The organism is Candidatus Rokuibacteriota bacterium (assembly GCA_030647435.1).
Lineage (GTDB): Bacteria > Methylomirabilota > Methylomirabilia > Rokubacteriales > CSP1-6 > AR37.
In genome coordinates this window covers 1-13,309 of the sequence record JAUSJX010000021.1, presented here as the reverse complement: position 1 = coordinate 13,309, position 13,309 = coordinate 1, and the positions used below count along the sequence as shown (strand labels likewise).

At 69.0% G+C, this 13,309-nt stretch carries 15 protein-coding genes; 1 reads left to right on the top strand and 14 read right to left on the bottom strand.

Annotated elements, in window-relative coordinates; translation table 11 throughout:
* Positions 1-16 precede the first annotated feature (16 nt).
* From Q7W02_03870 to Q7W02_03815, 12 genes are all read right to left on the bottom strand, one after another.
* Positions 17-1,144 (bottom strand): acetoin utilization protein AcuC, encoded by a 1,128-nt coding sequence (locus Q7W02_03870; GenBank protein MDO8475328.1) that lies wholly within the window; start codon positions 1,142-1,144, stop codon positions 17-19.
* The gene (gene moaC / locus Q7W02_03865; protein MDO8475327.1) at positions 1,141-1,650 is read right to left on the bottom strand and encodes a cyclic pyranopterin monophosphate synthase MoaC; all 510 of its coding nucleotides are present in this window, start codon (positions 1,648-1,650) and stop codon (positions 1,141-1,143) included. Before moaC ends, Q7W02_03870 begins: the two co-directional genes overlap by 4 nt.
* 26 nt (positions 1,651-1,676) lie before the next feature.
* Positions 1,677-1,907, bottom strand: a complete 231-nt coding sequence (locus tag Q7W02_03860; GenBank protein ID MDO8475326.1) for a YdcH family protein — start codon at positions 1,905-1,907, stop codon at positions 1,677-1,679.
* Positions 1,908-1,974: 67 nt separating this feature from the next.
* Positions 1,975-3,066 carry an ABC transporter ATP-binding protein gene (locus Q7W02_03855; protein ID MDO8475325.1) on the bottom strand — a complete coding sequence of 364 codons (1,092 nt, stop codon included), beginning with the start codon at positions 3,064-3,066 and terminating at the stop codon, positions 1,975-1,977.
* Complete coding sequence (locus Q7W02_03850; protein MDO8475324.1) at positions 3,063-4,271, bottom strand: ABC transporter ATP-binding protein; 1,209 nt, start codon at positions 4,269-4,271, stop codon at positions 3,063-3,065. The genes Q7W02_03855 and Q7W02_03850 overlap by 4 nt, the downstream gene beginning before the upstream one ends.
* Position 4,272: 1 nt before the next feature.
* Complete coding sequence (modB, locus tag Q7W02_03845) at positions 4,273-4,926, bottom strand: molybdate ABC transporter permease subunit (GenBank protein ID MDO8475323.1); 654 nt, start codon at positions 4,924-4,926, stop codon at positions 4,273-4,275.
* A 5-nt stretch (positions 4,927-4,931) separates the two neighbouring features.
* Positions 4,932-5,699 carry a molybdate ABC transporter substrate-binding protein gene (modA, locus tag Q7W02_03840; protein ID MDO8475322.1) on the bottom strand — a complete coding sequence of 256 codons (768 nt, stop codon included), beginning with the start codon at positions 5,697-5,699 and terminating at the stop codon, positions 4,932-4,934.
* Positions 5,700-5,723: 24 nt separating this feature from the next.
* Positions 5,724-6,419, bottom strand: a complete 696-nt coding sequence (locus Q7W02_03835; GenBank protein ID MDO8475321.1) for an ABC transporter permease — start codon at positions 6,417-6,419, stop codon at positions 5,724-5,726.
* 12 nt (positions 6,420-6,431) lie between these two features.
* Complete coding sequence (locus tag Q7W02_03830; GenBank protein MDO8475320.1) at positions 6,432-7,256, bottom strand: substrate-binding domain-containing protein; 825 nt, start codon at positions 7,254-7,256, stop codon at positions 6,432-6,434.
* Positions 7,257-7,264: 8 nt separating this feature from the next.
* On the bottom strand, positions 7,265-8,860 hold the full coding sequence (locus tag Q7W02_03825) for a D-aminoacylase (protein MDO8475319.1): 1,596 nt from the start codon (positions 8,858-8,860) through the stop codon (positions 7,265-7,267).
* Positions 8,861-8,862: 2 nt separating this feature from the next.
* A complete protein-coding gene (locus Q7W02_03820) occupies positions 8,863-9,369 on the bottom strand; it encodes a peptidylprolyl isomerase (GenBank protein ID MDO8475318.1) in 507 nt (168 codons plus the stop codon).
* Between the two features lie 4 nt (positions 9,370-9,373).
* Entirely contained in the window at positions 9,374-9,937 is a 564-nt protein-coding gene (locus tag Q7W02_03815) for a peptidylprolyl isomerase (GenBank protein ID MDO8475317.1), read from the bottom strand.
* A 112-nt stretch (positions 9,938-10,049) separates the two neighbouring features.
* On the opposite strand from Q7W02_03815, the gene typA reads away from it, so the two are divergent.
* Positions 10,050-11,849, top strand: coding sequence for a translational GTPase TypA (typA, locus tag Q7W02_03810; GenBank protein ID MDO8475316.1), 1,800 nt, complete (start codon positions 10,050-10,052; stop codon positions 11,847-11,849).
* Between the two features lie 29 nt (positions 11,850-11,878).
* Here typA and Q7W02_03805 read toward each other — a convergent pair whose 3' ends face one another.
* Positions 11,879-12,427 (bottom strand): 2'-5' RNA ligase family protein, encoded by a 549-nt coding sequence (locus Q7W02_03805; protein MDO8475315.1) that lies wholly within the window; start codon positions 12,425-12,427, stop codon positions 11,879-11,881.
* A 4-nt stretch (positions 12,428-12,431) separates the two neighbouring features.
* Positions 12,432-13,127 carry a hypothetical protein gene (locus Q7W02_03800; GenBank protein ID MDO8475314.1) on the bottom strand — a complete coding sequence of 232 codons (696 nt, stop codon included), beginning with the start codon at positions 13,125-13,127 and terminating at the stop codon, positions 12,432-12,434.
* Between the last annotated feature and the right edge of the window lie 182 nt (positions 13,128-13,309).

The window sequence follows — 13,309 nt, the reverse complement described above, 5'->3', positions numbered from 1 at the left end:
GCGGAGTCTGAAAAGCCTACAGCCCGTGGAGCGGGAAGATGTGCTCGCGGATGGCCTTGACCTGACGCATGGCGTACTCCTCAGCCCACTGCCGCGTGTCGGCGGGCAGCTCGAGCGGCGGGTCCCACAGTCGCATGCTCTTCAGACCATGGGCGGCCAGCTCCTTCTGGCAGGCGCGCGGGATCTCGGCGGGGACCTCCGCGCCGTTCATCGCGGCCCACGCCGCGGTCCACGCCCGCGCGACGTTCGGCAGGTCGTAGCCGCCTCCGCCCAGCGCGACCACGCGCGGCGACAGCTCGAGCAGGCGCGACACAATCTTCGTGAAGCCCTGCACCGTCCACGCGAGATGGGTCAGCGGATCGGTCCGGTGCGAGTCGATACCGAGCTGGAGCACAACCACGTCGGGCTCGAAGGCGCGCAGGAGCGGCGGCACCACGGCCTCGAACGCGGGCTCGTAGACCGCGTCGTCCGTGTAGGGCTGGAGCGGCAGGTTGACCGAATAGCCGATCCCCTCGCCCTCACCCATCTCCTCGACGAAGCCTGTGCCCGGGAAGAGCCGGTCGCCGCGCTCGTGGCTCGAGATCGTCAGCACGCGCGGGTCCGCGTAGAAGGCGAACTGGACGCCGTCTCCGTGATGCGCGTCGATGTCCACGTAGGCGACCTTCCAGTCGCGCCGGCGCAGCTCCATGATGGCCAGCACCGCGTCGTTGACGTAGCAGAAGCCCGAGGCGCGCTCGGGCATGGCGTGGTGGAGCCCGCCCGCGAAGTGGAAGGCGCGCGTCGCTTCGTTGTCGAGGACGAGCCGCGAGGCCAGCAGCGAGCCGCCGGCCACGAGTAGAGCCGCCTCCCAGAGGCCCGGGAAGATCGGGTTGTCACCGGCGCCGAGCCCGTAGCGCGCGGCGTGAGGCACCGAGTCGCCCGCGCTGACGGCGCGCAGGATCTCGAGGTACTCGCGGCTGTGGAAGCGGGTGATGGCCTCGACGGAGGCGGGCTCGGGTGTCAGCACCTTGAGCTTCGGCCCCGACGTGAGGCCGTAGGCTTCCATGAGCCGCCACGTCAGGCCCAGGCGCTCCATCCGGAGCGGGTGCTCGGGGCTGTAGTCGAAGCGCCGCCACTCCTCTGAATGGACGAGCGCGGTCTTCACGGCTTCCGGCGCCGCCAGATACCGGATTTGCCGCCGGACTTCTCGAGGAGACACAGCCCCGACAGCACCACGCCCCGGTCCACCGCCTTGACCATGTCGTAGACCGTGAGCCCGGCGACGGCCGCGGCGGTCAGCGCCTCCATCTCGACGCCCGTCTTGTCCACGGTGCGGACGCGCGCCTCGATGGTGACGGTCGAGCGCTTGGGGTCGAGGGCGAAGGCGATGTCGCAGCCGGTGATGCGCAGCGGGTGGCAGAGGGGGATCAGATCGGGGGTACGCTTGGCCGCCATGATGCCGGCCGTGCGCGCCACGCCCAGCACGTCACCCTTGGCCATCTGCCCGGCACGGATCGCGCTGAGCGTGGCGGGGCGCATCTTCAGCACGACGCGGGCCACCGCTTCCCGGGCCGTTTCCTTCTTCGGCGAGACGTCCACCATCCGGGCGTCGCCGGACGGCGTCAGGTGGGAGAGGCCGCGAAACCCCGGCGCCTCCCGTGACGGCGGCATGGCGTTCCCGGCTCGGCTGCTCCGCGTCAGGCGTGCGCGGCGTCGCGCGCGTGACGGACCATCGACTCCATCTGGTCCTTGCCCATCAGCTTGAGCTTCTTGAGCTCGCTGACCCGCCACTGCTGGTCCGCCGTGAGGAACCCGCGACTGTTGAGCTCCTTCAGCTCCTGCTCGTGTCGGGCGTGCTCTTCCTGGAGCTGGCGGAACTCGGGGTTCTCGGCGGACAAACGCGCGATCAGCGATTCCGGATCGGCCATGTGGACCTCCTCGTCGGGTGAGGTTGCGGCCGTGTCGCCTTTTTATACCCCCGCGCTCTTTTCACTGTCAAGGCTTCCCGCTTTTTAAAAGATGAGGTGCCGTGGCCTTGAACTGGACGGTGACCTTGACCCCTTCTCCCAGGCCCAATTCCTCGACGGCACGCTGCGTCACGAGGGCCGTCAGCGGGAAGCCGCAGTCAACGGAGACGCGCACATGGAGCCCGACGGGGCTGAGCCGCGCGACCGTCCCCTTGAGGCGATTGGGGGGGAGCGCCGCGCCGGGGGGCGGCGAGCCCGTCTTGAGCGTGACGTCCTCGGCCCGGAGACAGAGGCGCACCCGCTCGCCGGGTACGGCGGCCTGCGCGACCTCCATGCTCTGGCCTCCGGCCTCGATGAGCGAAACCCCGCCCTGCGAGGAGAGCACGCGGCACTCGATCATCGTCTCCACGCCGACGAAGCGCGCGACCTCCTCCGATGCCGGCGCGCGGAAGACGCGCGAGGTGACATCGAGCTGAACCAGCCGCCCGTCGATCAGCACCCCCACCCGGTCGGCTAACACCATCGCTTCTTCATGGTCGTGAGTCACGAGGACCGTGGTGATGCGCTCCTCGCGGAGGATGCGGCCGAGGTCACCGATGAGGGCTTCGCGCGTCGGCTGGTCGAGCGCCGAGAAGGGCTCGTCCAGCAGAAGCAGCTCGGGCTCGACGACGAGCGCCCGGGCGAGCGCCGCGCGCTGGGCCTCCCCGCCCGAGAGCGTGCGCGCCGGGCGCGACGCCAGTGGAGCGATGGCGAAGCGCGCGAGCCAGCGGGCGACCCGCGTCTCGACCTGCCCGCGCGCGACGCCGCGGAAGCGCAGGCCCATGGCGACATTGTCGAAGACCGTCGTGTCGGCGAGGAGCGGCTCCTGGAAGACGCTCGCCATGCGCCGCCGCACCGCCAGCGCCGACTCGGCGACAACCGGCTCGCCCTGGAAGCGCACGGTCCCCGCGGCGGGCGTCTCGAGGGCGCCGATCACGCGGAGGAGGCTCGACTTGCCCGCGCCGTTGGGCCCGATGACCGCGAGCACCTCTCCCTGCGCCACGGAGAGATCCGGCACGTCGAGGACGGCGCGGCCGTCGTGGACGACGCGGATGCCCGAGAGCTCGACGACAAGGGTCATTGCTCCCCCTCACCCTCCCAGCCCTCGCCTCGCCGTGAACGTCTCAGCTCGAACTGCGGCCCTCTCCCCAGAGGGGAGAGGGGGGAGGAGGGCAGGACGTGGATGGAGCCGCGGTGTATGGAGAGCTGCCACTGGCGATCGCGGGCGATGTCGAGAATCTCGTAGACGAGGCGCGGCACCTCGATCTCGAGGTCGTACTCGCCCTGGGCCGGCGCCCCCGGGGCGTCGAGCCGGACGTAGAGCGTCCACGTCGTCCCGAAGTCGGCTTCGCCGACCACGCGCCCCTGCATCAAATTCATGTGATGTCCCGGGTCTGGCGAGCCGCGGTCCTTGCGGATGAGCCGCACGTACTCCGGCCGGATGAAGAAGGCGAGCGCGCTGTCGGGGGCCGGCAGGTAGGAGCGCGTGGGCGAGTTGACCGCTTCCAGGAGCTGCTCCCGCCAGTTGAACTGGATGCGGTCGGGCGTGGCCTTGAGGACAGTACCATGGAGCACGTTGCGGATGCCGACGATGCCCGCCACGCGCTCCGAAGCCGGCTGCCACAGGAGCTCGGCGCGCGGCGCCGTCTGGATGACGCGCCCGGCTTCGTAGACCACGATGCGGTCGCCGAGGCGATAGGCCTCGGTGAAGTCGTGGGTCACGAGGACGGCCGCGGTCCGCCACTCCGCCAGCACGGCGCGGAGGTCGTCGCGCAGCGCCCGGCGCAGCGGCAGGTCGAGCGCGGAGAGCGGCTCGTCGAGGAGAATGAGCGCCGGGTCGGGGGCGAGCGCGCGTCCGAGGGCCACGCGCTGCTGCTGGCCGCCCGAAAGCTCGCGAGGGCGGCGTGAGGCCAGATCCGCCAGCCCGAGCCGTTCCAGCACCTCGCGCGTGCGCTCGCGGCGCGCAGACGCGGTGAGATGACGGAGACCGTAGGCGACGTTGTCCCGCACGTTGAGATGAGGGAAGAGCGCGTAGCCCTGGAAGACGTAGCCGAGCCTGCGGCGCTGCGTCGGCACGTCCACGCCCAGCGCGCCGTCGAAGAACACCGTCCCGTTGACGACGATGCGGCCCGAATCGGGGCGGACGAGCCCTGCGAGGCACTGGAGCGTGAGCGTCTTGCCCGCACCCGAGGGGCCGAAGAGCGTGACGACCTCGTCACCCGCTTCCCAGGCGACGTCGAGCGTGAAGCCCGGCAGCGCCTTCCTGACCTCGAGAAGGAGCGCCACGTCAGAACCGGAGGCGCGCGAGACGCCCGATCCCCATCAGGAGGAGCGCCACCGTCGCCACGGCGATCAGGGAGAGCGTATTGGCCTCGGCCATGCGGTTCGACTGGACGAGGTCGTAGATGGCCAGCGGTGTCGTCTGCGTCTGGCCGGGGATGCTGCCCGCGACCATCAGCGTGATGCCGAAGTCGCCTAGCGCCCGGCAGAATGCCAGCACGGTGCCGGCCATGACAGCGCGCGAAGCGAGCGGAAGCGTGATGGACCAGAACACGCTCCACTGGGAGCGCCCGAGCGTGAGCGCCGCCTGCTCGAGCCTCCGGTCCACCGACTCGAAGCCGGCCTGCGCGGCCTTGATGAAGAGCGCGCTCGATCCCACCCACGCCGCGAGCACCGCCGCCCGCCACGTGAAGGCAAGCTCGATCCCCGCCGCGTCGAGGACGCGACCGATCGCGCCCTGGCGACTGATCAGGACGAGGAGGTAGTAGCCGAGCACGGTCGGCGGCAGGACGAGAGGCAGGACGACCACGGCTTCGGCGAGGTCGCGGCCGGGGAAACGCTTGAGCGCGAGCACCCACGCCAGCGGCAGCCCCGTCGCCACGGTCAGGATGGTGGCCGTCACGGAGACCTTGAGCGAGAGCCAGAGCGGGAAGAAGTCCATGCGGCCTAGAACTCCCCGGGCAGGAGAAAGCCGTAGCGCTTCAGGATGGGCCTGCCCTCGGCGCCGTTGACGAACTGGATGAAAGCCGCGCCCAGGTCAGGGTGCGGGCTGCGCTTGACCACCGCCGCGACCTGGTTGAGCGGCGCGTAGAGCTTCGGATCGATCGGCGCGTACGCGATGCCCGGCGCATCGGCGATCGAGAGCGCCACGATGCCGGCCTCGACGGCGCCCGTCTCGACGAACTGGAGCGCGTGGCGGATGTTCTCGCCATACACGAGCTTCGGCTTGACCTTCTCCCACACGCCCGCGCGCTCGAGCGCCTCCTGGGCGGCGCGGCCGTAGGGCGCGTGCGCCGGGTTGGCGATCGCCACGCGCCGCACCTCCGGCTTGAGGAGATCGCCGAGCTCACGCACCGCGATCACGGACTTCTTCGGCACGGCCAGGACAATCCGCCCCTGGGCGTAGAGCGTCCGTGTCTGGGGAATGACCGCCCCCGCGGCCCGGAGATCGTCGACGAAACTCTCGTTGGCGGCGAAGAAAACGTCGGCCGGGGCGCCGTGCTCGATCTGCTTGGCGAGGTTGCCCGTCGAGCCGATCACGAGCGTCACGCGCGCGCCCGTCGCCTTCTCGAAGAGCGGCTTGATCTCGCGGAAGGCCATGTCGAGGTCGGAGGCGGCATACACGACGAGAGCCGGGACGGCGGTGGGCTGGGCCGGCGCCGCGCGCGCGACACCAAGCGCGAGAGCGAGGACGATGAGGCCGCGTCGAGTCATGGGCCCACAGTATAGCGGAGGCCCTCAGGCGCGGCGGCCCTGCTGGATCCAGGTCAACGCCCAGTTCACCAGGAACATCACGAGCAGCAGGATCAGCGAGAGCGCGATGGCCGCGTCGAAATTGCCCTTGCTCGTCTCGAGCACGGTCGCCGTGGTCAGCACGCGCGTCGAGCCCTTGATGTTGCCGCCGACCATGAGCGAGGCGCCCACCTCCGAGATGACGGCGCCAAAGCCCGCCATGACCGCCGCCAGCATGGGCAGGCGTGCCTCCTTTAACAAGGTCCACACCATCTGCGCCCGCGAGGCGCCGAGCGCCAGGAGCTGGAGGCGGAATTTGTCGGGCACCTGCTGGATGGCCGCCAGCGTGAGCCCTGTGACGATGGGAGCGGCGATCACGAGCTGGGCCAGGACCATGGCCGTGGGCGTGTAGAGCAGCTCGAGCATTCCGAGCAGGCCGTTTCGCCAGAGGACGATTGTGACGAAGAGACCGACGACGACCGGCGGCAGCCCCATGCCGGTATTGATCAGGCTCACGACGAGGCCGCGCCCCGGAAAGCGCGTGAGCGCCAAAGCCGTGCCCAGCGGGATGCCGACCACGAGCGAGAGCAGCGTGGCCGTCGCGGAGATCCCGAGCGACAGCCATGTGATCTGCCACACCTCGGCGTTGCCGCTCGCCAAGAGCCGCAGCGCCTGGACAATACCCTGCCCGATCAGCTCCATGGGCGGCCTTGGCTACTGGAAGTCTGCGTCGGTCCGACCGGCGATCGGCACGAAGAGGGGCTGGCCGAACTTGTCCATGCCGAACGTCCTGATCACGGCCTGCGTCTCGGGCGCCAGGATGAATTCCGCGAAGGCCCTGCCGCCCGCCCCGTTCACCCGCGGCCCGTTCGCCGGGTTGACCTCCATGACCGAATAGATATTGAGCAGCGGCTTGTCCTTCTCGACGAGGACCGGCAGGCTCACGCGCTTCTGGAAGGCGAGCCACGTCGCGCGATCGGCCAGCGTATAGGCGCGCCGGTCATTGGCGATGCCGAGGGTCTGCCCCATGCCCTGGCCCGACTCGATGTACCAGGGGCCCTTGGGCTCGACGCCGGCCTGCTTCCAGAGCCCGAGCTCGAGCGTGTGCGTGCCCGACTTGTCCCCCCGAGAGACGAAGCGCGACCGGCTCTCCGCGATCCTCTTCATGGCGGCGAGCGCCTTCGGCAGGCCCTTGATCTTCGCCGGGTCCTCCGGCGGGCCGATGAGGACGAAGTCGTTGTACATGACGAGGCGCCGGTTGAGCAGCTTGCCCTCTTCGACGTACTTCCGCTCGACGGAGGGGGCATGGGCCAGCGTCACGTCGGCCTCGCCGCGCGCCGCCAGCGCCAGCGCCTGCCCCGTGCCGACCGAGATCGTCTTGACGGTCAGCCCCGTCTTTTTCTCGAACATGGGCACGAGCACGTCGAGGAGCCCGGAGTCCTGCGTGCTCGTGGTCGTGGACAGGATAACCGTCGAGGACTGGGCCCATGCCGCGCCGGGAAGCGCCAACAGCAGGGCGGCGGCGAGCAGCCGGCGCATGACTCCCGCTACCGCGTCAGGACGCGCCCGGCGGGGACGGCGTGGTAGCGCGGGCCGTCCACCACGACCTGCCCGTTGACGACGACGTAGGGAATGCCTACGGGGTGCCTGTGCGGGTCGGGAAAGGTCGCCTCGTCGCGGACGGTCTTGGGATCGAAGAGCGCCAGGTCCGCGGCGTTGCCGGTCTTGACCACGCCGCGATTCTTGAGGCCGAGCTTGCCGGCGGGCATGCCGGTCATCTTGTGCACCGCCGTCTCCCACGAGAAGAGCCGCTTCTCGCGGCAGTAGACGCCGAGCACGCGCGGGAACGTCCCGTAGCTCCGCGGGTGCGGTTTGCCGGGATGCGGCCCCGGCCCCGAGTGGAGCGAGAGCGAGTCCGAGCCGATCATGGTGTGGGGATCGGCGCTGGCGATCGCGACGTTCTCCTCGCTCTGGGAAAAGCCGACCATGCTGACGCCGGCGCGCTCCGAGAGGACGAGGTCCATCATGGCGTGCGCAGGTTCCCGCCCGGTGAGCCGCGCGAGCTCGGCCAGGTTCTTGCCCGCGAGCTCGGGCCTCGAGCAGGTCGCGACCATCACCTCGTCCCAGCCGTAGGAGCCGGAGCCGGAGCCCCAGCGCTCGCCCCCGATCAGGCAGTCGGCGATGGCGCGCTCCCGCGCCGCCGGATCGGCGTGGCGCTCGAGGAGCTTCGCCGTGCCGCCGTCGTGCATCCAGGCCGGCAGGAGGTTGTCCATCTTGGTGCTGCCCGCGGGGTAGGGATAGACGTCGCCCGTCACGTCCACGCCGCGGGCCCTGGCGTCCGAGATCATCCGGAGCGCGCGCTCCATCTTGCCCCAGTTCTCCCGCCCCGAGGCCTTGACGTGGGCGATCTGGACGGGCACGCCGCCTTCCTCTCCGATCCTGATCGCTTCTTCGTAGGCTTTCTCGAGGGTGCCCCCCTCGCCGCGAACGTGGGAGAAGTAGTGCCCGCCGCGCGTGGCCATGCTCTTCGCCAGCGCGATCAGCTCCTCCGTCGAGCCGTAGATGCTCGGCGCGTAGACCAAGCCCGTCGAGTAGCCCCAGGCGCCGGCGTCGAGCGCCTCCGCCAGGTGCCGCTCCATCTGTTTCTGCTCGTCTGCTGTCGCCGGCCGGTTATCGCCCCCCACCGTCGCCAGGCGAAGCGCACCGTGGCCCACGAACTGGACGACGTTGACGGACGTGCCGAGGCCGCGGACGTGGTCGAGGTACTCGCCGAAGCTGTGCCAGCTGATGGGCGGCTTGTTTCCGATGCCGCCGATCCAATCGCGCACCGCCTCTTCGCGGCCCGGCGCGATCGGGCCGGGCGAGAAGCCGCACATGCCGACCACCTCGGTCGTGACGCCCTGGCGCACCTTGGACTCGGCGCCCGGACACTTGTCGTAGACGAGGTCGGAATGCGAGTGGATGTCGATGAAGCCCGGAGCGACCATCAGGCCCTTGGCGTCGATGGTCCGCTCGGCCTGGCCGGCGAGATTCGATCCGACGGCGGCGATCCTGTCGCCCTCGAGCGCCACGTCGGCGGCCACGCCCGGGGCGCCGCTCCCGTCGATGACGGTGCCGTTCTTGATGAGAAGTGACCAACCCATGGCTATGGCGCGGCCTCCACGATCTTCACTGTCTTCATTTTGTCGCCGACCGCGATCTTGTCGACGACGTCCATGCCGGAAGTGACCTTACCGAACACCGTGTACTGGCCGTCCAGCTCGTTGGCGCCGGCGAGCACGATGTAGAACTGGCTGCCGGCCGAGTCTGGAGTCAGGAGGCGCGCCATGGCGACCGCGCCCCGCACATGCTTCTGCTTGTTGAACTCGGCCTTGATGGTGTAGCCGGGGCCGCCGCTGCCATCGCCCTTGGGATCGCCCCCGTGGACGAGCACGCCCGGCTGCACCCGGTGGAAGGTGAGCCCGTCGTAGAAGCCCTTCTGGGCGAGCGTGACGAAGTTCTCGACCGTCTTGGGCGCGTCCGCCTGGTAGAAGTCGATCCTGAACTCCCCGCCCTTCTCCATGGTGATCACTGCCGCCGGCTTCTTGATGTCCCCGCCGCAGCCGCCCAGGATCAGCGTCACAGCGCCGGCGATCAACAGCGACCACACCATGGATCTACTTCGCCGCGTCCATGATCGTGACGGACTTCATCTTGTCGCCCTTCTTGATGTTGTCCACGATGTTCATGCCCGAGACGACCTTGCCGAACACGGTGTACTTGCCGTCGAGGAAGTGCGCCGGGGCGAGCGTGATGTAGAACTGGCTGCCGGCCGAGTCGGGGTCGTTGCTCCGCGCCATGGCGACGGCGCCGCGCTCGTGCAGGTTCTTGTTGAACTCGGCCTTGATCTTGTAGCCGGGGCCGCCCGTGCCGTCGCCCTTCGGGTCGCCGCCCTGCACGACGAAGTTGGGCTCGATGCGGTGGAAGGTCAGCCCGTTGTAGAAGCCCTTCTTGGCGAGGGTGACAAAGTTCTCGACGGTCTTCGGCGCGTCATCGGCGAAGAACTCGATCTTGATGATGCCGCCCTTCTCCATTGCGATCTCGGCCATCTGTGTCACGCGCGCGGGTCCTTTCAGAGTCTCTGCGGGTTTGGGGGCCTGGGCCCACGCGGCCGTGGGCACGGCCCGGGACGCGCCGAACGCGACGACGAGGGCGGTCAGCAGCAGCAGTCGGGTTCTCACGTGCGATTTCCTCCTGGATGCGGGGATAGGGAAATCATTATGCCCCAGCCGTCGAGTCCGGGGCAAGGTCAACGCACTGCGCCATTCGAAAAATCCGTGCTACAGTGAGCACATGCAGGAGCGTAAGGATATCAGGAACGTCGCCATCATCGCCCACGTCGACCACGGGAAGACCACCCTCGTGGACGCCATGCTGTGGCAGTCGGGCATCTTCCGCGCCAACGAGCACGTGGCCGAGCGGGTCATGGACTCGATCGACCTCGAGCGCGAGAAGGGCATCACCATCATGGCGAAGAACACGTCCGTCCACTACAAGGACATGAAGATCAACATCGTGGACACCCCCGGCCATGCCGACTTCGGCGGCGAGGTCGAGCGGACGCTGACGCTCGTGGACGGCGTGCTGCTGCTGGTGGACGCGGCGGAAGGCCCCCTGCCCCAGACGCGCTTCGTGCTGAAGAAGGCACTCGAGGCGGGGCTCACGCCCGTGGTCGTCATCAACAAGATCGACCGCCAGGACGCGCGCGCCGCGCAGGTGCTCGACGAGGTCTACGACCTCTTCATCGACCTCGAGGCGGTGGAGGACCAGCTCGACTTCCCCGTCCTCTACACGGACGCCCGCAAGGGCATCGCCAAGCTCAGCCTGGACGACGACTCCAAGACCCTGGCGCCGCTCTTCGAGACGCTGGTCAACACGATCCCGCCGCCGCGCTTCGACCCCGCGATGGGGCTCCAGCTGCGCGCGACGTCGCTCGACTGGGACGACTATGTAGGCCGGCTCGTGATCGGCAGGATCGTCAGCGGCACGATCCGCCAGTACGACCGGGTGGCGGTGGTCCACCGCGACGGCTCGACCGAGTCGGCCAAGATCACGGTGCTCTACGGCTACGAGGGGCTCAAGCGTGTCGAGGTGGCCGAAGCCTCGGCCGGCGATCTCGTGGCGGTGGCCGGCACGGACAACGTCGAGATCGGCGAGACCCTGGCCGACGCCGAGAACCCCGTGGCCCTGCCCGTCATGCACATCGACGAGCCGACGGTTTCGATGCTCTTTTCGTCGAATGTCTCGCCCTTCTCCGGGCGTGAGGGCAGGTTCGTCACGTCCACCCAGCTGCGCGACCGGCTCTGGAAGGAGCGGCGGACCAACGTCGGCATCCGCGTCGAGGAGACCGACTCGCCCGATACGTTCAGGGTGTCTGGGCGGGGCGAGTTGCAGCTCGCCATCCTGATCGAGATGATCCGGCGCGAGGACTTCGAGCTGGAAGTGAGCAAGCCCCAGATCATCACGAAGGAAGAGAAGGGCCAGACGCTCGAGCCGATGGAACACCTCGTGGTGGACATCCCCGAGGAGTTCATCGGCGCGGTGACGCAGAAGCTCGGGCCCCGCAAGGGCCAGATGACCAAGATGGTCAATCACGGCACCGGGCGCGTGCGGCTCGAGTACCGCCTGCCCTCGCGCGGCCTCATCGGCTACCGCTCCGAGTTCCTCACGGACACCCGGGGCACGGGGCTGCTGAACCACCTCTTCGACGGCTATGCCGAGTGGCAGGGCGACATCCCCCACCGGGCCAACGGCGCGCTCGTCTCCGATCGCACGAACAGGACGACCGCGTACGCCATCGATCATCTCCAGCCGCGCGGCGTGCTTTTCGTCGGGCCGGGGGAATCGGTGTACGAGGGACAGGTCGTCGGCGAGCACAACCGCGATAGCGACCTCGACGTCAACATCACCAAGGAAAAGAAGCTGACCAACATGCGGGCGTCCACCTCGGACGAGGGCGTGCGCCTGACACCGCCCCACCTGATGAACCTCGAGCAGTCGCTTGAGTGGATCCGCGAGGACGAGCTCCTCGAGATCACGCCGAAGTCGCTCCGCCTCCGCAAGAAGTCCCTCGGCGGCCGCCGCCGGTTCTAACAGCAGCCTGAGAGTCCCCCCCCCGCCGTTTAGTCGCCTAGGTCGAACCTCCTGTGGACGGCCCACAGGTCCATATCGTCCGCCGCCCCCACCTTCTTGAGAATAGTGATGTTGTCGAACCACGCCGTGAAGCGACGCTCGCGCGGCTTGAGGAACTCCCAGACCTCGTGGAAGCGGGGCCGACACCGCTCGGCGATCGTCATGTGGGGGCGCAGGTTCTCGGCATCGAACTGGTCCCAGGACATCCATGGAAGCGTCCTCAAGGCTGAAACCAGCGCCTCGAGGACACGCTGTGCGGAGGGCGAGAGCTCGACCTCGACGAAAATGACGTCTTCGAGGAAGTGCCCGAAACCTCCTACGATAGTGGGCGTCCTGCGTTGCCTCCGAACGAAGTCGTCAAGCAGCGTTTCGATCTGCCCGATCTCCGGGGTCGTGAAGTGGTACTTGAGGGTGAAGTGCGCGGGGATCGCCTGTCGCTGGGTGAAGGTCAGCCCGAAGCGTGCTGCGATGACGTCGACCAGCTCTCGCTGATAGTCCCCGATCGGCGACGGCAGCAGGCAGGGCATGATGTAGCGCATTGGGCTAGAGCCCGGGGCTGCTGAGCGCGAGCGTCTCGAGCGCCAGCTCGAAGTCTTCCGGCCACTCGCCGTAGCCCAGGAGCTCGCGTGCCGTCGCCCCGGGCGCGGCCGTCGTCGAAGCCAGAAGCGCACGATAGAGGCGGGGCACCGGGAGGAAGAGGGCCTGCTCGGCGCTCTCGGCCGAGGCGAGCAGCAGGCAGGGCTCGCTCCCGGGGATGTCGAGGACCAGCCCGCGATCGGCCGTCCACCCTACCGCCTGGCCGTCGAGCTTCGCCGCCACGCGCTCTCGGATCAGCCTGACGCGCTCGACCCGGCCCAGTCGCTCGCCGAGCGAACGCCCGGCATAGCTCCAGCCCTCCCGCTCGGCCGGCTGCGCGGACAGGCCCTCGCGCTCCTTCGACATCACGAAGATCCGCCCGCGGCGCTCCGGATCGAAGAAAGAGCCGAGCATCTCGGCGCGATAGTCCGGCAGCGCCTCGAGCTGGAGGCGGCACAGCTCGATGCCGAAGGCGGGCATGACGCTCGAGGAGATGCGGATGGCGGGACCGTCGGCCGGGACGACCACGAAGGCGCTGCGAAAGAGGCCGGGCTCAAGAGCTGATGTGAAATCGGGCCCGGGGACGTACAGGAGGTCGCGCCACGGCCCTCCGAGCACGGCGGCGAGCGCGCGCTCCGCGCGAGGCAGCGAGAGCTCAATCAAGTTTGCCGCCACCCTCACCCTCTCAGCCCTCGCCTCCCCGCTTAGGCAGCGGCTTAGCTCGAACTGCGGCCCTCTCCCTCCCCGGAGGGAGAGGGAGAAATTGCGTCAGCGACCTCGGCCGGCGGGGCGCCCGCCGCCGGGCCGTCCGCCGTGGCCGCCGCCCGGTCGCGCGCCGCCCCCGC